The organism is Mycobacterium sp. NAZ190054, from assembly GCF_001545925.1.
Classification (GTDB): domain Bacteria; phylum Actinomycetota; class Actinomycetes; order Mycobacteriales; family Mycobacteriaceae; genus Mycobacterium.
Map to the genome: position 1 here is coordinate 1 of NZ_LMVQ01000581.1, position 19,630 is coordinate 19,630.

The 19,630-nt window shown below is 70.3% G+C and carries 12 protein-coding genes and 3 pseudogenes; 9 read left to right on the forward strand and 6 right to left on the reverse strand.

Translation table 11 applies throughout. The features are described from left to right. Positions 1-8,541: type I polyketide synthase (locus ASJ79_RS29410; RefSeq protein ID WP_067963146.1), on the forward strand; the 8,541-nt coding region annotated here is incomplete at its 5' end. Between the two features lie 57 nt (positions 8,542-8,598). Next, a complete protein-coding gene (locus ASJ79_RS29415; protein ID WP_067963170.1) occupies positions 8,599-9,390 on the forward strand; it encodes an SDR family oxidoreductase in 792 nt (263 codons plus the stop codon). Here the strand turns inward: ASJ79_RS29415 and ASJ79_RS29420 are convergent. Beyond that, entirely contained in the window at positions 9,387-10,475 is a 1,089-nt protein-coding gene (locus ASJ79_RS29420) for a dihydrodipicolinate reductase (protein WP_067963149.1), read from the reverse strand. The two genes, ASJ79_RS29415 and ASJ79_RS29420, sit on opposite strands and share 4 nt — an antisense overlap. A 239-nt stretch (positions 10,476-10,714) precedes the next feature. On the opposite strand from ASJ79_RS29420, the gene ASJ79_RS29425 reads away from it, so the two are divergent. Next, positions 10,715-12,550, forward strand: a complete 1,836-nt coding sequence (locus ASJ79_RS29425; RefSeq protein WP_067963172.1) for an acyl-CoA dehydrogenase — start codon at positions 10,715-10,717, stop codon at positions 12,548-12,550. Positions 12,551-12,622: 72 nt separating this feature from the next. On the opposite strand, the gene ASJ79_RS29430 is transcribed toward ASJ79_RS29425, so the two are convergent. The 5 genes and pseudogenes from ASJ79_RS29430 to ASJ79_RS35305 form a co-directional block, all read right to left on the reverse strand. Then, positions 12,623-13,267: a response regulator transcription factor gene (locus tag ASJ79_RS29430; protein ID WP_067963152.1), complete on the reverse strand. Its 645-nt coding sequence runs from the start codon at positions 13,265-13,267 to the stop codon at positions 12,623-12,625. Beyond that, on the reverse strand, positions 13,264-14,583 hold the full coding sequence (locus tag ASJ79_RS29435; RefSeq protein ID WP_231751087.1) for a sensor domain-containing protein: 1,320 nt from the start codon (positions 14,581-14,583) through the stop codon (positions 13,264-13,266). The genes ASJ79_RS29430 and ASJ79_RS29435 overlap by 4 nt, the downstream gene beginning before the upstream one ends. A 251-nt stretch (positions 14,584-14,834) precedes the next feature. Continuing rightward, positions 14,835-15,746, reverse strand: coding sequence for a helix-turn-helix domain-containing GNAT family N-acetyltransferase (locus tag ASJ79_RS29440; RefSeq protein WP_067963155.1), 912 nt, complete (start codon positions 15,744-15,746; stop codon positions 14,835-14,837). 285 nt (positions 15,747-16,031) lie between these two features. Further along, a pseudogene (locus ASJ79_RS29445) lies at positions 16,032-17,009 on the reverse strand (acetyl-CoA C-acetyltransferase); the annotation flags it as partial. Between the two features lie 276 nt (positions 17,010-17,285). Next, positions 17,286-17,453, reverse strand: coding sequence for an Rv1535 domain-containing protein (locus ASJ79_RS35305; RefSeq protein ID WP_369803788.1), 168 nt, complete (start codon positions 17,451-17,453; stop codon positions 17,286-17,288). Between the two features lie 21 nt (positions 17,454-17,474). Between ASJ79_RS35305 and ASJ79_RS29455 the strand changes: the two genes are divergently transcribed. From ASJ79_RS29455 to ASJ79_RS35315, 6 genes and pseudogenes are all read left to right on the forward strand, one after another. Then, positions 17,475-17,747, forward strand: a complete 273-nt coding sequence (locus ASJ79_RS29455) for a hypothetical protein (RefSeq protein ID WP_067963161.1) — start codon at positions 17,475-17,477, stop codon at positions 17,745-17,747. A gap of 25 nt (positions 17,748-17,772) precedes the next feature. Beyond that, on the forward strand, positions 17,773-18,702 hold the full coding sequence (locus ASJ79_RS29460) for a ribonuclease Z (RefSeq protein WP_067963163.1): 930 nt from the start codon (positions 17,773-17,775) through the stop codon (positions 18,700-18,702). A 36-nt stretch (positions 18,703-18,738) separates the two neighbouring features. After that, positions 18,739-19,077, forward strand: a complete 339-nt coding sequence (locus ASJ79_RS29465; protein ID WP_067963166.1) for a DUF3140 domain-containing protein — start codon at positions 18,739-18,741, stop codon at positions 19,075-19,077. Next, entirely contained in the window at positions 19,077-19,232 is a 156-nt protein-coding gene (locus tag ASJ79_RS33545; protein ID WP_197420431.1) for a hypothetical protein, read from the forward strand. Before ASJ79_RS29465 ends, ASJ79_RS33545 begins: the two co-directional genes overlap by 1 nt. 26 nt (positions 19,233-19,258) lie before the next feature. Next, positions 19,259-19,453 (forward strand): annotated as a pseudogene (locus tag ASJ79_RS35310) (MarR family transcriptional regulator); the annotation flags it as partial. A 63-nt stretch (positions 19,454-19,516) separates the two neighbouring features. Beyond that, positions 19,517-19,630: pseudogene (locus ASJ79_RS35315) on the forward strand (acyltransferase domain-containing protein); the annotation flags it as partial.

Consider the following 19,630-nt stretch of genomic DNA (forward strand, 5'->3'; position numbering starts at 1 on the left):
GAGCTGAACTGCAAGCTGCTCGTGGAGATCGGCCCCCGTCCGGTGCTGACCGCCGCGGCCCTCGGCGCGTGGCCCGACCCGGCCACCACTCCCCGGGTGATCACGTCGCTGCGCCGCAACACCGCCGACCACCGCCAGATCACCGAGGCGCTGGCCGATGCGTACGTGCTCGGCCACGTCCCCGATTTCACCGCGCTGCGCCGGCCGCACGCTCGCAAACTCGACCTACCGACGTACCCGTTCGAGCACCGCCAGTACTGGTTCTCGGACAACCGGGAACGATCCGAGTCCCCGCGGCCTCCCGCCGCGCGGACCGAGGCCGTGCGCCTTCTCGAGGACGGCCGGATCGAGGAACTCGCAGCACTGCTGGACGGACCGGGGCTCGACGAGCGCACCCTCGACGTACTGAACAAGCTTGCCGCACAACACAACCAGCAACGCGCGGGTCAGTCCGTCGCCGACGACCGCTACGCCGTCCGCTGGGACGAGACCACCGTCGCGTCCTCCCGGGAGACGGCCACCTGGATTCTGGTCGGCGACGACAACGACGCAGTCCGGCCGCTGCTCGACGTGCTGGCCGCACGCGGCCACCAGCACCGGTTCGTCGCGCTGCCGATGTCCGACGCGGACGAGACCAAACTCACCGACGCGTTGCGCGCCGCGACAGCCGACGACCCGGCGCTGCGCATCCTGCACGTCGCGGCGCTGGACTCCGACACCTCACCGTCGATGCGGTCCCTGCTGCGGATGCAGCACCGCATCCTGGGCGGCACCCGCCGCCTCTTCCGCGCCGCCTCCGCCGCCGAACTGCGCACCCCGGTGTGGTTGGTGACCCGCGGCGCGCAGCATGTGGTCGACACCGACACCGTCGCGCCCGATCAGACTGCGCTGTGGGGATTCGGCCGGGCCGCGGCACTGGAGCTCCCGCATCTGTGGGGCGGGCTGGCCGATTTAACCGCGGCCACCCCCGGCGAATGGTCCCGGCTGCTCGACAGGCTGGTCGCCCCCGACTCCGCGGTCAGGGAAGACCAGGTGGCAGTGCGCGCCGATACGCTCTACGTGCCCCGGCTGGTCCGCCGGTCCGGGCCGCCGAGCGGCACACCGCTGCAACTGCGCGGTGACGCAACCTATCTGGTGACCGGAGGGCTCGGGTCGATCGGCCTGGAGATCGCCGGTCACCTGGCCGCTCACGGCGCCGGGCATCTGGTACTGACCAGCCGGCGCGCCCCCGGCGAGTCCGTGCAACAGCGCATCGACGCGTTGAGCGAACAGCACAGCTGCGAGATCCGGGTGTTCGCCGCCGACGTCGCCGACGCACACGACGTCGCGCGCCTGCTGGCGGGGGTGTCCGCCGAACTGCCGCCGCTGGCCGGCATCGTGCACGCCGCGGGCGAGATCGGCACCACCCCGTTGAGCACCCTGGACGACGCCGAGGTGGATCGCGTGTTCGCCGGGAAGGTCTGGGGCGCCTGGCATCTCAGTGAGGCCGCGGCCGACCTGCGGCTCGACTTCTTCATCAGCACCTCCTCGATCGCGTCGGTGTGGGGCGGGTTCGGCCAGACCGCGTACGGCGCGGCGAACGCGTTCCTCGACGGGCTGGCGTGGCGCCTGCGTGAGCAGGGCATCCCCGGGCTGAGCGTCAACTTCGGTCCGTGGTCGGCGGGAATGGCCGACGCCGAGTCCCGGGCGCGGCTCGACCAGCGTGGCGTCCGGACACTGTCCCCCGCCGACGCGCTGGCAGGTCTGGCCGACGCCGCCACGTCCGACGGGGTCGCCCAGGGCGTCGTGGCGCGCATCGACTGGGCCCGTTTCCTGCCGCTCTACCAGCAGACGGGACGGCGGGCGTTCCTGGCCGAGTTCGAACGTGAGGTGCCGGACGCGACCCCCGCGCCCACCCCGTCCGGGACCACCCCGCTGGTCGAACGGCTCCGCAATGCGCCTGTGCAGCAACGCAAGAAGCTGCTGACCGACTACCTGCGGGATGCGGTCGCGGAGATCACCCGGGTGGACGCCGCGGAGATCCGCGAGGACGCCGGGTTCTTCGACCTGGGCATGGACTCGTTGATGGCCGTCGAACTGCGCCGGCGCATCGAACAGGGAGTGGGCCAGGACATCCCGGCCACACTGGCGATGGACCATCCCCGCCTGTCCGACGTGGCCGACTACCTGCTCGGTGAGGTGCTCGGACTGGCCGAACAGGCCAGGACCGCGCCCCACCCGGTGGCGGTCACGGCGGCCCGCACCGACGACCCGATCGCGATCGTCGCGGTGTCGTGCCGGTTCCCCGGCGCACCCGACCCGGAAGCCTTCTGGGAGGTCCTCGCCGGTGGTGTCGACGCGATCCGGGAGGTTCCCGAGGACCGGTTCGACATCGACGAGTTCTACGATCCCGATCCCGACGCCGCAGGCAAGACCTACACCCGGTTCGGCGGATTCCTGGACGGCATCGACGGATTCGACCCCGAGTTCTTCGGCATCTCCCCACGCGAGGCGGTCTGGATCGAACCGCAGCAGCGTCTGATGCTCGAAACGGTCTGGGAAGGCCTGGAGCGGGCCGGGTACGCACCGGCCGCGTTGCGCGGCAGCCGGACCGGGGTCTTCGTCGGCGTCGCGGCCAACGAGTACGCGCATCTGCTCTCGTCGGAGTCGATCGACAAGATCGAGCCGCACTTCATCACGGGCAACGCGCTCAACGCCATCTCCGGGCGGGTCGCGTTCGCGCTCGGGCTGGAGGGTCCCGCGGTGGCGGTCGACACCGCGTGCAGTTCGGCGCTGGTGGCGGTGCACCAGGCCTGCCAGGCGCTGAAGTCCGGCGACTGCGACATGGCGCTGGCCGGCGGGGTGAACGTGCTGCTGAGCCCGGTGACCGTGGTCGCCGCGTCCCGCGCGCGCATGCTGTCCCCGGTCGGGCGGTGCAAGACCTTCGACGCGTCGGCCGACGGCTACGTGCGCAGCGAGGGTTGCGGGATCCTGGTGCTCAAGCGGCTCGGCGACGCCGAACGCGACGGTGACCGGATCTGCGCGGTCATCCCGGCCAGCGCGGTCAACCAGGACGGCGCGTCCAGCGGGCTGACCGTGCCCAACGGCGGTGCACAACAACGGCTCATCGGCGCAACGCTCGCGCGCGCCGGGCTGTCCGGCGGGGACGTCGACTACCTGGAGGCGCACGGCACCGGCACCCCGTTGGGGGATCCCATCGAAGTGCAGGCGGCCGCCGCCGCCTACGGCGGCGCCCGTGACGCGGACCGGCCGCTGCTGCTCGGGTCGGTCAAGAGCAACATCGGTCACCTCGAATCCGCCTCCGGTGCGGCGGGCCTGATCAAGGTGGTGCTGTCCCTGCAGCACGAGATGCTGCCGAAGAGCCTGCACTTCGAGAGCCCGAACCCGCACATCCCGTGGGACTCGCTGCCGGTGCGGGTCGTCGACGAGGCGACGCCGTGGCAGACCAACGGCAGGCCCAGGCGCGCAGGCGTGAGTTCGTTCGGGTTCACCGGGACCAACGCCCATGTGCTCGTCGAGGAGGCGCCCAGCCGACCCGCGCCCGGCAGCGACGGGGAACCGGACACCCCCGCCCGCCAGACCGCCCATGTGCTGCCGTTGTCGGCGCGGTCCCCGGAAGCCCTGACGACCTTGGCGCAACGGTACGACGCCTGGCTGGCCGACCATCCCGACGCTGATCTGGCCGACGTGTGCCTGACCGCCGGAACAGGCCGTACTCACTTCGAACAGCGCGCCGCGCTGGTCGTGGATTCGGTCGCCGCGGCCCGGCACGGCCTGACCGATCTGGCCCAGAACCAGCTCCGGCCCGGCGTCGTGCGCGGCGAGCACACCCATCACCCGACGACGGCTTGGTTGTTCACCGGCCAGGGCAGCCAGTACCCGGGGATGGCGCGCGAACTGTTCGACACCGAACCGGTTTTCGCCGAGACGGTGATGGCGTGCGCGGAGGCGGTCGAGGACATCCTGCCGGTCCCGCTGACCGACGTCATGTTCGCCACCGACCGGGAGACCGGCGGCAAGGCCGGAGAACGGCTGCGGCACACGTCGTTCGCGCAGCCCGCGCTGTTCGCCGTCGAGATGGGCCTGGCCCGGCTGTGGCAGTCGTGGGGCATCGAGCCCGACGTGGTGCTGGGACACAGTGTGGGCCAGTACGCCGCGGCGTGTGTGGCCGGGGTGTTCAGCCTCGCCGACGGGGCCCGGCTGATGGCCGAGCGCGGCCGGATGTTCGGCAGCCTCGCCGAGGGCGGCCGGATGGTGGCGGTGTTCACCGACGCCAAGCTCGTCGAACAGGCCGCCGGCGAGTTCCCGCGGGTGTCGGTCGGCGCCTACAACGGACCCAACACCGTGCTCTCGGGTCCGGGCGAGGATCTCGAACAGCTCGTCGAGCGCTTCGGTGCCGACGGGATCCGCTGCACCTGGCTGGAGACCAGCCACGCGTTCCACTCCGAACTGCTGGACCCGGTGCTCGACGAGTTCGAGTCCTACGCAGCGCGATTGGAGTACGCGGCGCCGACGCTGCCGCTGGTGTGCAACCGCACCGGCGCGGTGCTGACGGCCCAGACCCCGCTCGACGCCGGGTACTGGCGCAGACATTCCCGCCAGCCCGTGCAGTTCGCCGAGAGTGTGCGCACCGTGGCGGCGCTGGGCGCCACGGTGCTGATGGAGATCGGGCCGCAACCGGTGCTGACCGGGGCCGCGGTGCAGGTGTGGCCCGAGCACCTGGGCGCGCCGCGGGCGATCGTCTCACTGCGTAAGGGTGTCGGGGACCGCCGTCAGATCGCCGACGCGCTCGCCGCGGCCTACGTCGGCGGACATCGGCCCGATTTCGCTGCGCTGCACCAGAACTCGGGCCGAAGGTTGGTCCTGCCCACCTATCCGTTCCAGCACCGCCGGTTCTGGCCGAAGTCCTCCGGCTTGGCGATGGAGGGCTCGGGCGGGCCGACCTCCGGCATCCTGGGCGGCGCGAAGGACCTCGCCTCGGGCGACACCGTCTACACCAGCAGGCTGTCGGTCAAATCGCAGCCCTGGCTCGCCGACCACGTCATCTACGGCACCGTCGTGGTTCCCGGCGCGACGTACGCGGCGATGGCGCTGGCCGCGGTCGGCACCCCGGCGCGGGCGAAGGACGTCTTCTTCTACGAGCCGATCATCCTGCCCGAGAAGAGTTCCCGTGAGGTACAGCTGACGCTGCATCCGCTCGCCGAAGCAGAGACGTGGACCTTCCAGGTGCACAGCAGGCCGTACGGGGTCCGGGACGCCGAATGGTCGCTGAACGCCGAGGGCACCGTCGTCGCCGGCGTCGGGGACGAGGAACCGGTGCCGCAGGACGCCGATCCGGTCGACGAGGCGATCGAGCGGCTGGAGCGCATGCGCCCGCAGGACCTGTTCGAGACGTTCGCCGACCTTGAGCTGGCCTGGGGACCGACCTGGTCCGGTTCGCTGAAGTCGCTGTGGCTCGGCGACGGTGAGGCGATCGGGGACATCCTCGTCGGCGAGGAACTCGCCGAACAACTGGCCACCGAACCGATGCACCCGGTGCTGATGGATCTGTGCACCGGCGTCGCGTTCCCCGCGTTCCCGGCGCTGCTGGCCGCCGAACAGGGCGTCAGCGACCTGTTCCTGCCGCTGCGCTACGGGCAGGTGATGCTGCGGGACAAGATGCCGCGACGGTTCTACTGCCGCTCGCGGTGGCACGCCGCCGAGCTCGACAGCGAAACCCAGGTGTTCGACCTCGATTTCGTCGACCGGGACGGCCGCCTGCTCGGCGGTATCCGCGAGTTCACGGTCAAACGCGCCCCCCGTGAGGCGCTGCTGCGTGGCCTCGGCGGAGACGCCACCCGGCTGCTGTACACCCTCGGCTGGCATGAGGTGCCGGCGCAGACCGACGGTGCGAACGCACCGGACGGCACGTGGCTGGTCGCCGGATTCGACGAGTTGGCGGCCACCATCCCGGGGTGTATCCCGTTGCCCCGCAACGCCGAAGCGGAACCATTGGGTGACGTCCTGGCCCAAGCGCACGCACGCGGTGTGCCGTTCTCCGGCGTCGTCTGGCGCAGCACCGGGCCGGACGCCGACGAGTCGGGCGCCGACATCCGTGCGCGGATCGAGGCCGAGATCACCCACCTGCTCAGCGCGGTGCACACCGTGCAGCGCGGCGGCGTGACATTGCCCGGCGGACTGTGGATCGTCACCGAACGTGCGGTGGCGACCGAATCCGGCGAACCCGTCGACCCGGTGCAGGCCGCCCTGTGGGGCTTCGGCCGCACCACCGCCAACGAGGAACCCGGACTGCGCTGCCGGCTGGTCGACTGCGACGGATCGCCCGAGGCGGTTCGCGCGTTGGCCGGCCTGCTCGCCGCGCCCATCGACGAGCCGGAAGTCGCGGTGCGCCAAGGCAAACTACTGGCCTCCCGGCTTCTGCCATGGTCACGCAGCGGTCATCTCACCGCGCCGCGGGCCGCCGATTTCGTGCTGGCCCCCACCGAACGTGGCGCGATCGACAACCTGCGGCTCACCGAGACGGACGTGGCGCCGCCGGCCGACGGCTACGTGCAGGTGCGGGTCGAGGCCGCGGGCCTGAACTTCCGCGACGTGCTCAACGTGCTGGGCCTCTACCCGGGCGACCCCGGACCGATCGGCGGCGACTTCGCCGGCACGGTGACCCAGTTGGGTGACGGGGTCACCGGACTCGCCGTCGGCCAGCGGGTCTACGGGTTCATGCAGGGCGCGTTCGCCAGCCGGTTCAACGTGCCTGCGCAGCTGCTGGCGCCGATCCCGGACGGGATCAGCGCGGTCGAGGCCGCCACCGTCCCGGCCGCGGCGCTGACCACCCGGCTGGCGTTCGACTGTGCCCAGGTGAAACCCGGTGACCGGGTGCTCATCCACGCGGCCAGCGGCGGTGTCGGGCTGGCCGCCATCCAGATGGCCCAACAGCACGGCGCGACCGTGTTCGCGACCGCGAGCACCTACAAACGGGCGACGCTGCGCAAGATGGGCGTGCAGTACGTCTACGACTCGCGCACCACGGATTTCGCCGATCAGATCCTCGCGGACACCGACGGCGCCGGGGTGGACGTGGTGCTCAACAGCCTGACCAACGAGGGCTTCATCGACGCGACGGTGCGGGCCACCGCACAGAACGGACGCTTCGCCGAGATCGCCAAACGCGACATCTGGACACGCGAGCAGATGGCGGCGGCCCGGCCGGACATCACCTACGAGATCGTCGCGCTGGACACGGTGGCCTTCCAGGAACCCGAGCGCATCCGCACCTTGCTCACCGAGGTGTCGGACGGCCTCGGGCGGGGCGAGTGGCGGCCGCTGCCCGCCGAGATCTACCCGCTCACCGAGGCCAGGGCCGCGTTCCGCCGCATGCAGCAGGCCCGGCACATCGGCAAGATCGTGTGCCAGGTCCCCGAACCGCTGCAGCCGCGCGCCGACCGCAGCTATCTGATCACCGGTGGACTGGGCGCGATCGGTCTGCACACCGCGTCGTATCTGGCCCACCTCGGCGCCGGCGACATCGTGCTGACCAGCCGGCGTGCGCCCGGCACCGACGCGCAGCAGGCCATCGACGAGATCACCGAACGGCACAAGTGCCGTATCCACGTCTTCACCGCCGACGTCGGCGACGAATCCGAGGTCGCGGCGCTGCTGGAACGGATTCGCGCGGAGTTGCCGCCGTTGGCGGGCGTGGCGCACCTGGCCGGCGTGCTCGACGACGCGCTGCTGTCCCAGCAGACCGTGGAGCGCTTCCGGACGACGTTGGCGCCCAAAGCGTTCGGCGCCCAGCATCTGGACCGCCTGACCCGCGACGACGAGTTGGACTTCTTCATCGTGTCGTCGTCGGTGTCCAGCCTGTTCGGTTCACCCGGCCAGTCCAACTATGCGACCGCGAACGCATTCCTCGACGGTCTCGTCGCGCAGCGCAGGGCGCACGGCCTGCCCGTGACGGGGGTGAACTTCGGGCCGTGGGCGCAGGGCGGCATGGCGTCCTCGGAGGCGGCGACCGCCAACATCGGTGCGCAGGGCCTGATTCCGCTGGAGCCGTCGGCCGCGTTGGGCGCCCTCGCCGAGGTCGTCGCCAACGGCACCGGCCAGGCCACCGTCGTCAAGGCCAACTGGCAGCGCGCCGCGAAGGTGCTGGGCAGCTCGCGTCCCCCGGTCCTCGACCTGGTGCTGCCGCGCCCCGAAGGCGAGGCGACCGGGGACAGCGAGCTGCTGCGCCAGCTGCAGGAGATCCCGGTGGCTCAGCGCGCCGGTTTCGTCACCGAGTTCCTGCAGCGGGAGGTGCAGAACTTCCTGCGGTTGGCGCAACCGCCCGCGGCCTCGAGCCGCTTCCTGGACCTGGGCACGGACTCACTGATGGCGATCGAGCTGCGGAACCGGCTGCACAGTCAGTTCGGCGGCGCGTTCACGATCAACGCGACCGCGGTGTTCGACTACCCGACCATCGGCGGGCTCGCCGAGTACCTGGTGGGTCAGCTGCCGGACGCGGAGCCCGACGCGGTTCCGGCCCCGGACCCGGAGCAGACCGACTGAGGAGTCGGGCCGCTGGGTAGCCTGCCGGTCATGGTGGCCGACACTTCGCCAGCGGGCATGCCGAGATCGGTGTTCATCACCGGAGCCGCCACCGGCATCGGCCGCGCCACCGCGCTGCTGCTCGCCCAGCGCGGCTATCTCGTCGGCGGGTACGACATCGACGAGGACGGCGTGCGGCTGCTCGCCGACGACATCACCGCGGTCGGCGGCAGGTCCGTGGTCGGGCACCTCGACGTCACCGACCCCGACGAGGTGGCGCAGCGGCTGGCCGAGTTCGTCGCCGCCGCGGGCGACCGGCTCGACGTACTGATCAACAACGCGGGTCTGCTCAACGCCGGACGGTTCGAGGAGATCCCGCTGGAGGTGCACCACCGCGAGATCGAGGTCAACGTCAAGGGTGTGGTGAACGGGCTGCACGCGGCCTTCCCGTACCTGAAGGACACCGGCGACGCGGTGGTGGTCAACCTGGCGTCCGCGTCGGCGATCTACGGGCAGGCCGAGCTGGCCAACTATAGCGCCACCAAGTTCTTCGTCCGGGCGATCACCGAGGCGCTCGACCTCGAGTGGCGACATCACGGGATCCGCGTGGTCGACATGTGGCCGTTGTACGTGAACACCGCGATGACCAGGGACGTCTCGACCGGCACCACGCAGTCCCTCGGCATCCGGCTGACCGCCCAGGACATCGCCCAGGACATCGTCGCGGCCATCGAGGCGACGTGGCCGCGGCGTCTGGTCGCCCAGGTCCACTTCCCGGTCGGGGTGCAGGCCAAGGCGCTCGCCGTCGGGGCGCGCTTCTCCCCCGCCTGGCTGACCCGGCTCGTGAACAAGGCCCTGGCCGGAAGCTAGCTCCAGCGGGTGGCTTCCACCTCCGCGGGCAGCGGCGGGTGCAGCGGGACGTCCAGCCCGTCGTAGACACCGGGCTTCTGAGCGGCCAGCCAGTTGATCGCACCGAGCAGCCGGTTGGCGGCGGTGGTGTTGCCGCCGTCGGCGCGGGTGCCGCCCGGGACGTCGGCGCGGGTCACGATCGTCAGTTGCGGATCCCCGTCGACGATGACGCGGTGGTCGCCGACCCCCTGGTCGGGCTGCGGCCAGTCGGGTGCGCAGGCCGGGTCGATGCGGGTGATGTGCTCGACGACGACGCGCCGCCTGCCGCCGGACCACCCGATGACCCGCAGGAAGAACGCGCCCTGGGTGCCCTTCTCGAAACGGCCCAACGCGGTGTCGACGGATTCGGTCAGCGGGAGTCGCTCGACCTCCTCGGTGATCTCGTCGATCTCCAGGCCCAGCCCGCGGCCGATGAGCCGGATGTTGCCGCCCCACACCATCGTCGGGACGGTCGGCAGCAGCATCATCGGGGTCTCGTCCATCGGTCCGCCGAACCCGCAGGACACCCGCACGGCGTAGGGCTGGTCATACGTCGAGTAGTCGAAGATCTCCTGGCAGGTGATCGTGTTGATCCGGGTGCACAACCCGGCCGCGGTGACCGCGAGCGCGTCGTTGGCCCACCCCGGGTCGACGCCGCTGACCAGCAGCGCGGCTCCACCGTTCGCCGCGGCCGTGGTCAGCCGGTCCAGCCATTCCGGCGGCGCGGAGCGCGGGTCGTAGAGCGAGTACAGCGACGGGGTGACGACGTGGGCGCCGGCGAGCAGGCATCGCTCGATGTCGGTGAGGGCCTCCTCGGGCCGGATGTCCCCGGAGGCCATGTACGCGACCGCGTCGCAGCCGGACAGCACCGCGTCCACGTCGGTGTCGGCGGTGATGCCCGTCGGCGCGCCGAGCCCGGCGAAGGACGCGGCGTCCGTGCCCGCCTTGTCGCCGGAGGAGGTGATCAGCCCGGCCAGGTGCAGCCCCGGGAACGCCGTGAGCGACCGGATCGCGGTCGCTCCCATGTTGCCCGTCCCCCACACCGCAACCGCCGTCGTCGCATCCATCACGACACCCTAACCGGCAGAACGTGACCATCATCACAGGCTACGAAAACCGCAGCCCAGCACCCGTTTTTGGCGTGTCCCGGGCCGTCGGCCAACCGCCCGGTCGGCCGTGGGCCGGAAATGGCCCGCGCCGGCTTTGCGTTGAAGTTACCGGGCGGTATAGTCGGGCACAGTTACTGGTGGGTAACTTGCCGGGCAAGTACCCAACCGCAGGTGGCGTTCTCGACGAGGAGGAACCCGTGAGCCATTACAAGAGCAATGTTCGTGACCAGGTATTCAACCTGTTCGAGGTCCTGGGCGTCGAGAAGACCCTCGGCCAGGGCAGCTATGCCGATCTGGACGCCGACACCGCGGTGGAGATGCTGGGCGAGATGGCCCGCCTCGCCGAGGGCCCGGTGGCCGCATCGTTCGAGGACGGCGACCGCAACCCGCCGGTCTTCGACCCCAAGACGCACTCGGTGACACTGCCGGAGTCGTTCAAGAAGTCCGTGCGCGCCGTGATCGAGGGCGGCTGGGACAAGATCAGCGTCAGCGAGGAGCTCGGCGGGACGCCGATGCCGCGCGCGCTGTCGTGGGCCATCCAGGAGCACATCCTCGGCGCCAACCCCGCGGTCTACATGTACGCGATGGGTGCCGGATTCGCCGACATCTTCTACCACCTGGGCACCGAAGAGCAGAAGAAGTGGGCCAAGCTGGCCGCCGACCGCGGCTGGGGCTCGACCATGGTGCTCACCGAGCCGGACGCCGGCTCCGACGTCGGCGCCGGACGCACCAAGGCGGTCCAGCAGCCCGACGGCACCTGGCACATCGACGGCGTGAAGCGCTTCATCACCTCGGCCGACTCCGACGACCTGTTCGAGAACATCATGCACCTGGTGCTGGCCCGCCCCGAGGGCGCGGGACCGGGCACCAAGGGTCTGTCGTTGTTCTTCGTGCCGAAGTTCCACTTCGACCCCGAGACCGGTGAGCCGGGCGAGCGCAACGGTGTGTTCGTCACCAACGTCGAGCACAAGATGGGCCTGAAGGTCTCCGCGACGTGTGAGCTCTCGCTCGGCCAGCACGGTGTACCGGCCGTGGGCTGGCTGGTCGGCGAGGTGCACGAGGGCATCGCGCAGATGTTCGACGTCATCGAGCAGGCCCGGATGATGGTGGGCACCAAGGCCATCGCCACGCTGTCGACGGGTTACCTGAACGCGCTGGAGTACGCCAAGGAGCGTGTCCAGGGCGCCGACCTGACCCAGATGACCGACAAGACCGCGCCGCGCGTGACCATCACGCACCATCCGGACGTGCGCCGCTCGCTGATGACCCAGAAGGCCTACGCCGAGGGTCTGCGCGCGCTGTACCTGTTCACCGCGACGCACCAGGACGCCGAGGTCGCCAAGACGCTGTACGGCATCGAGCCCGAGCTCGCGGTCAAGGTCAACGACCTGCTGCTGCCGATCGTCAAGGGTGTGGGTTCCGAGCAGGCGTACGCCAAGCTCACCGAGAGCCTGCAGACCCTCGGTGGTTCGGGCTTCCTGCAGGACTACCCGATCGAGCAGTACATCCGCGACGCCAAGATCGACTCGCTGTACGAGGGCACCACGGCCATCCAGGCGCAGGACTTCTTCTTCCGCAAGATCGTCCGCGACAAGGGTGTGGCGCTGGCCCACGTGGCAGGCCAGATCGAACAGTTCGTCAAGGCCGAGGCGGGCAACGGACGGCTCAAGGCCGAGCGGGCGCTGCTGGCCACCGCGCTGGAGGACGTCCAGGGCATGGCCGCGTCGCTGACCGGCTACCTGATGGCCTCGCAGGAAGACCCCAAGAGCATCTACAAGGTGGGGCTCGGCTCGGTGCGCTTCCTGATGAGCGTCGGCGACCTGGTGATCGGCTGGCTGCTGCAGCAGCAGGCCGCGGTGGCGATCGAGAAGCTCGACGCCGGCGCCCAGGGTGACGACCGCTCGTTCTACGAGGGCAAGGTCGCGGTGGCGTCGTTCTTCGCGAAGAACTTCCTGCCGCTGCTGACCAGCACCCGGTCCATCATCGAGAACCTCGACAACGAGGTCATGGAGCTGGACGAGGCGGCCTTCTAGGCCACTTCGGACTCAAGACGCCCCCGGACTCTTCCCGGGGGCGTCTTGCGTTGCGCGCCCGGATTCCGGGCCTCAGCTGTTCAGGTAGGTGACCACGGCGAGTACGCGGCGGTGGTGGGCCTGCGACGGCGCCAGGTCCAGCTTGGTGAAGATCGCCGAGACGTGCTTCTCGACGGACCGCTCGGTGATCGACAGATGTTGCGCGAGACTGCTGTTGGAGTGGCCTTCGGCCATCAGCGCCAAGACCTCGCGTTCCCGCGGTGACAGCCGGTCCAGCGCCGACGTGCCACGGCTTCCCATCAGCTGCCGCACCACCTCGGGGTCGAGCGCGGTGCCGCCCGCGGCGACGCGGTGCACGGCCGCGTCGAACTCCGCGATGTCGGCCACCCGGTCCTTGAGCAGATACCCGACCCCGGCGGGGTTGCCCGCCAACAGTTCGGTGGCGTACCTGGTCTCCACCCACTGGGAGAAGACCAGTACGCCGACGTCCGGATGAGACCGTCGCAGCGACACCGCGGCCACCAACCCCTCGTCGGTGAACGTCGGCGGCATCCTGATGTCGACCACGACCACGTCGGGGCGCAACTCCCGGACCGCCGCCAGCATGTCGTCGGCGTTGCCGACGGCGGCCACCACATCGTGGCCTCGTTCGGCGATCAACTGGGCCAGGCCGTCGCGCAGGATCGCGCTGTCCTCGGCGATCACGATCCGGCTCACTGCCCGGCTCCCGGTGGCACCACAACGGTGACGACGGTCGGCCCGCCGGGCGGGCTGTCGACCTCGAGGCGGCCGTCGACCATCGCGAGCCGCTGGGACAGGCCCGTCAACCCCGACCCGTTGCCGACCTGCACACCGCCGGACCCGTTGTCCTTCACAGTGATTCGCAGCTCCGCCGCATCACCGGCGACGTGCACCGCCGCAGCGCTGGCGCCGGAGTGTCTCGACACGTTGGCGAGCAGCTCGGCCACGCAGAAGTACGCCATCGTCTCCACCCCGATCGACGGGCGCACGGACAGGTCGACGGTGACCTCCACCGGTATGGGGTTGCGGGCCGCGAGCGTGTGGACGGCCGGTCCGAGCCCGAGATCCAGTGCGGGCGGGCGGATTCCACGGATCAGGTCACGCAGCTCGGCCAGCGTGTCCTTGGTGTTGGCCAGCGCGTCGGACACCAGCGCGCGGGCCGGGGTGGTGTCGCCGGCGGTCGCGAGGTGCTTGTCGGCGCGGGCCAGCGCCATCGCGACCGTGATGAGCCGGGCCTGGGTACCGTCGTGCAGATCGCGTTCGACGCGCTGCAACCGGGCGGCCGAGTCGTCCACTACGCCGGCCCGCGCGTGCTCCAGCTCGGCCACCCTGCGCTCGCGCCCGGTCGGTCCGAGCAGCGCACCGGCCAGCCGGACATGCGCCCGGCTGATGCCGATCATCACCCAGCCCAGCAGATACAGCGCCACCACACCCGCCACCGAGAACAGCGCGTACCAGCCCAGCGACTCCACCGGCTCCCCGAACGAGATGAACGGCTCCCGGGTCAGCAACCACACGACAGGCGAGACGATCAGCGTCGCAGACACCACCACGCCGAGGATCAGGAGGAAGCCGATGGGCGTCATGAGCACGGCGTGCAGCGTCAGGAAGCCGAGGCTGCGCCAGCCGACCGTATCGGTCAGCGCCGCCGTCACGGTCTGCAGGCGGCCGGCGGGCCGCGCGAACGCCGGTGGCGTGTCGATCTGCACGTCCACCAGTTGAGCCAGCGCCCGGTACAGCCGGTTCCACGCCCTGCCGCTCAGCACCAGCAGTGCAAGCAGCGGGATGCCGATCACCGTCAGGATCAACAGCCCGGACGCCAGACCGGCGGCGAACAGGAACACGACGTCGACGAGCGCCAGCACGCTGACCAGATGGACGTAGAGGTAGGCCCGCCAGGCCGGCGGACGCAGCGGGGCCAGAACAGTTCGGCGCCAGTCGGTCCGGGCACGGCTGGGCAGCGGATCGGTCACGGTCGTCGGGTCGGCGGGTGGGCTCGTCGGCGCGGTCACATCGACCATGGTCGCCCGTCGGCCGGGAGTTTCGCGACAGTGCAGACCGGTCTGGTGATGGTGGGGCTGTCCACACCCTCAAGGCGCCGGCCCCCGGACACGAAGGCGGGTTCGGGAGGACACTGGGCGCGTCTCTCATGTCTCGCGCGACCGACTTTCATCCCTTTGTCGGCTCTTCGGATCTCCGTCACTCCCGAACCCGTCGTGCCGTAAATGCTACGCCTGCGCCGAGCCCGAGTGAAGAGGCGATTTCAGAGGTCACGGGACCAGAACTCGCCCTCGACCGCCTCCCCGAAATCCTGGTGGGACTCGGTGCGATCGAGGTGAAAACCTTCACGGGCGTAGATGTGTCGCGCCGCGGTCAACACACTGTGCGTCCACAGCATGATCCGCCGGTAACCCGACCGCCTGGCGAATCTCAGGCACTCGGCGACCAGCGCGCTGCCGACACCCGCACCGCGGGCCCACGGTTCGACGAGCAGCAACCGAAGCTGAGCGGTGCCGGCGATGTCCGACGGCATACAGAACACACTTCCCGCGCGGCGCCCGCCGAGTTCGGCGATCCACATGGCGCTTCGCTCGTCGCGTGCGCCGGCGAAGTCCGCGACCACACGCGCGACCAGTGCCTCGAACGCAGCGCCCCAGCCGTACTCGGAGGCGTAGCGCTCGCCGTGACGTTCCAGCACCCAGCCGAGGTCCCCGGGCGCGGGCCCGCGCAGCAGCAGCGTCGGTGGGCGGTCACCGTCGCCGAGAACCCGGCGGATGACCGCCATCGCCGCGGTCATCTCGTCACGGGCGGTCGGGTCCAGACCGGCGACGAGCGCTTCAATCGCCTCGACCTGCTTTTCATCGAGGTCGGCGAAGGCGGCTCGGCCGGTCTCGGTCAACCGCGCCACCTGCTTGCGACGGTCGGTGACCGAGGCCTCCCGCTCGATCAGGCCCGCGCCTTCGAAGCCCGACAGCAGCCGGCTCAGATAGCCGGCATCGAGACCGAGGGCAGCGCGGATGTCGGCGACCGCGGCGTCGTCCGCATTGGCGATCTCATAGAGGACCCGCGCCTCCGTCAATCCGAACGGGGAACCGACGAGGTCGGGCTGGAGCACACCGATGACCTTCGTGTAGAAGCGGTTGAACTCCCGGACCTCGCCGACCACCGACGCCATACCTTGACATGGTCAACCGATCAGTTGCCGAAGTCAATGGTTTTGCCGAAGGTCAGAGGTCGAGGCCTCGCAGCAGCGTCCGAACATGCTGATCTGCATGCTCTGAAACCAAGAGCCCCGTGTTGCCGTCGGGTCGGGGGGTCAGACGGCAACACGGAGCTATCCCCTGTATCGGCACCCCCGCCGACGGCGTTACAGCGTCCTGAAACTTTCTTGCCGAACTTGCATTCCAGCAGATGGCCTCTCGACTTTTCCCTGCTGGAATGCCATTTCGGCGACAAAAAATCAGGCCTCCAGGATGGCGGTCACACCCTGCCCGCCCGCGGCGCAGACCGAGATCAGGCCGCGGACCGGCTGTCCGGTCTCGCGCTTCTTCTCGGCGAGCTGCTTGGCCAGCTGCGCGACGATCCGGCCGCCGGTCGCGGCGAACGGGTGCCCGGCCGCCAGCGACGAGCCGTTGACGTTGAGCTTGGACCGATCGATGGAGCCCAGCGCACCGTCCAGGCCGAGCCGCTCCTTGCAGTACTCGTCGGACTCCCACGCAGCCAGCGTCGCCAGCACCACCGACGCGAAGGCCTCATGGATCTCGTAGTAGTCGAAGTCCTGCAGCGTCAGGCCGTTGCGGGCCAGCAGCCGCGGCACCGCGTACGTCGGCGCCATCAGCAGGCCGTCACGGCCGTTGACGTAGTCGACCGCCGCGGTCTGACCGTCGACGAAGTACGCGAGCACCGGGATCGAGCGCTGGGCGGCCCACTCCTCGGAGGCCAGCAGCGCCACCGACGCGCCGTCGGTCAGCGGGGTGGAGTTGCCGGCGGTCATCGTCGCGTCGCCGTTGCGCACCCCGAACACCGGCTTGAGCTTGGCCAGCTTCTCGGTCGACGAGTCCGGACGCAGGTTGTTGTCCCGGTAGAGCCCGAGGAACGGCGTCACCAGGTCGTCGAAGAACCCGCGGTCGTACGCGGCGGCCATGTTGCGGTGGCTGGCGGCGGCCAGCTCGTCCTGGTCGACCCGCTTGACCCTCATCTCCTTGGCCGTCACCGCGGCGTGCTCGCCCATCGACATGCCGGTGCGCGGCTCGCTGTTGACCGGGATCTCGACACCGAGTGAGGCCGGGAGCTTGCCGACGAGCTTGAGCCGCTCGACGGTGGACTTGGCCCGGCGCAGCCCGAGCAGCACCTGGCGCAGGTCGTCCCCGAAGGCGATCGGCGCATCGGAGGCGGTGTCCACCCCGCCGGCGGCGGCGACCTCGGCATGGCTGATGGCCGGTTTCACGCTGCGGCCGCGGCGGGCCTCGACCGTGGCGCTGGTCGCGCTGGTCTCCACCCAGCTCGGCCAGACCCTGATCGACTCGCACAGCCCGCTGGTGGTCACCACCGCCGCGGGGTCACTGCTGACGATGGGTGCGCTGATCAGCACGCCGGGCGTCAGCCAGTTCCTCGGCTGCACCCCGCTGGGTCCGATGGGCTGGGCGCAGGCGTTGGGCACCGCGGGGGTCGCGACGGCAGCGGCCGCTGTGGCGCCCCGGATCGTGAGCCGGTTTCAGTCGTCGATGTCCACGACGCCGAGCCGCCACAACACGGCGTACATTTCGCGCAACGGGATCGCGACGAAATGGGAAACCACAGACACGGGGTCCGAAGAAGCGCTGGTTTCGGAGATGGGCACGACGTCCACGGTCCGGACGGCAGGCGTCTGAACGACCAACACGCCATGACCGAAAGGCGACGAATGGCCGAATCCTCACGTCAGGCGACGTCGCACCGCGACGCCGTACGCAAAGTCCGGGACGCGCAGTCCTTCGCGGTGCAGCTGCCGGTGCTCGGCCGCGTCCGCCTGCCCAGACCCGAGCAGTTGGCATTCTACGGCGCCCTCGGGGTGCTGGCGGCCGCCGAGATCATCGAGTGGCCGGTGGCCCTGGTGCTGGCCACCGGTCACCTGTTGATCCACGAGGAGCACAACCGGGTGGCCCAGGAGATCGGCGAGGCGCTCGAAGAGGTCTGACGACTCCCGGCCGTAGGGTCGGGGGGTGTCAGGCCGGGAACTGATCGTCCTGGGCACCGCCAGCCAGGTGCCGACCAGGCAACGCAACCACAACGGCTACCTGCTGCGCTGGGACGCCGAAGGGCTGCTCTTCGACCCCGGCGAGGGCACCCAGCGGCAGATGCTGCTCGCCGGTGTGCCGGCGTCGGCCGTGACGCGGCTGTGCCTGACCCACTTCCACGGTGACCACTGCCTGGGGGTGCCGGGCGTGCTCCAGCGGCTGTCCCTGGACGGCGTGACGCGTCCGGTCGAGGCCTACTATCCGGCGTCGGGCCGGGACTTCTTCCGCCGGCTGCGGCAGGCCTCCGTCTTCCACGACGTGACCGACGTGCGGGAGAACCCGGTGACCGCCGACGGCGAGATCGCCGCCGGGGCGTTCGGCACCCTGGAAGCCCGCCGGCTCGACCACCCGGTCGACGCGGTCGGTTACCGGCTCGTCGAACCCGACGGCCTGCGGTTCCGGCCCGAGCTGCTGGAGCGCTTCGGCGTCACCGGCCCGGCCGTCGGCCAGTTGCAGCGCGCCGGCGTCGTCCAGACCGGCGCCGGACCGGTGCGGCTGTCGGATGTCACGCGGCCCCGGCGCGGGCAGCGCTTCGCGTTCGTGATGGACACCCGGTTGTGCGACGCGGTCTACGCTCTCGCCGAGCGCGCCGATCTGCTGGTGATCGAGGCGACGTTCCTGGAACGCGACGCCGACCTGGCCGCCCGCCACGGTCATCTGACCGTGCGGCAGGCGGCGCGGGTGGCCGGCGAGTGTGGGGTCCGCCGCCTGGTGCTGACCCATTTCTCCCAGCGCTATCCCGACACCGACGCGCACCGGGCCGAGGCCCGGGAGGTGTTCGACGGTGACCTCGTCATCGCCGAGGACCTGGCCCGGATCGACGTGCCCGCGATTCGTGACGGCGATCGTGGGTAGCCGTTCGGGCGTACGGAACGACAACGGAGGTACGCGATGAGCCACGTCGAAGTGGAACAGGAGCTCTGGGACGAGTTCCACCGCGTCGTCAACATGACGTCACGGGAGCTCTCGGACTGGCTGCGGGTTCGGTCCGCCGACGAGGAATCCGAGCAGCTGCCCGATCAGTCCGGCACCCAGACCGGCCGGCATGTCCTGGCCATCCTGCAGAAGCGCCGCGTCGACCTGACCGACGACGACGAACGCGTGATGCGCAACGTGATCGAACGCATCCACTCCGAGCGCCGCGCCGACCTCGAACCGACCGCCGGGCAGGACCACTGGCGCCACCGGCTGATGACGATCGGCCACGACCCGTTGAAGGATGTGGACTGATGGAACGCGGAAGCTCGAAGCACGGTCCCCGCGAGGACGACGCCCTCAAGGACGAGTTGCGCGGCACGCTGCAGGGCAACCGGAGCTCGCGGGCGGAGGAGTGGCGGGAAGCTGAGCCGCCTGCCGACGACGATCCGGACGTGCCCAGCGGCTGACCGACGATTCGGCGGCACAAATATCGATGTGCTATGCATATTTGGTGCCGCAGACCCGCTACGACCGACTCGACGACCTGCTGACACGAATCCACACCGCGCGGCAGCGGCCGCAGTGGCGCGTGCTGCGCGCGGTCGAGCGGTGTGAGGACGGCGGCGCCTCCATCGGTGACGTCGCCGTACTGCTGGGGGTCGACCACTCGACGGCCAGCAGAACGGTCGCGGCGGCCGTCGCCGCCGGTCTGCTCACCAAGACGACGGCCACCGACGATCAGCGCCGCTGCGCGCTGTGGCAGTCCTACGGCGTGAAACCCGACGCGGTCATCGGCCATTCGATGGGCGAGGTGACGGCCGCGGTGGTGTTCGGGGCGCTCAGCCCGCCCGACGGCATCAAGGCG

Bases quoted from the DNA above. Each gene is read 5' to 3' on its own strand.
- ASJ79_RS29415 (WP_067963170.1), top strand. From the start codon at position 8,599: ATGCCGAGATCGGTGTTCATCACCGGAGCCGCCACCGGCATCGGCCGC.
- ASJ79_RS29420 (WP_067963149.1), bottom strand. From the start codon at position 10,475: ATGGATGCGACGACGGCGGTTGCGGTGTGGGGGACGGGCAACATGGGA.
- ASJ79_RS29440 (WP_067963155.1), bottom strand. From the start codon at position 15,746: ATGGCGTCGGTGGTCGGCGAGGTCCGGGAGTTCAACCGCTTCTACACG.
- ASJ79_RS29455 (WP_067963161.1), top strand. From the start codon at position 17,475: ATGGCCGAATCCTCACGTCAGGCGACGTCGCACCGCGACGCCGTACGC.
- ASJ79_RS29465 (WP_067963166.1), top strand. From the start codon at position 18,739: ATGAGCCACGTCGAAGTGGAACAGGAGCTCTGGGACGAGTTCCACCGC.
- ASJ79_RS33545 (WP_197420431.1), top strand. From the start codon at position 19,077: ATGGAACGCGGAAGCTCGAAGCACGGTCCCCGCGAGGACGACGCCCTC.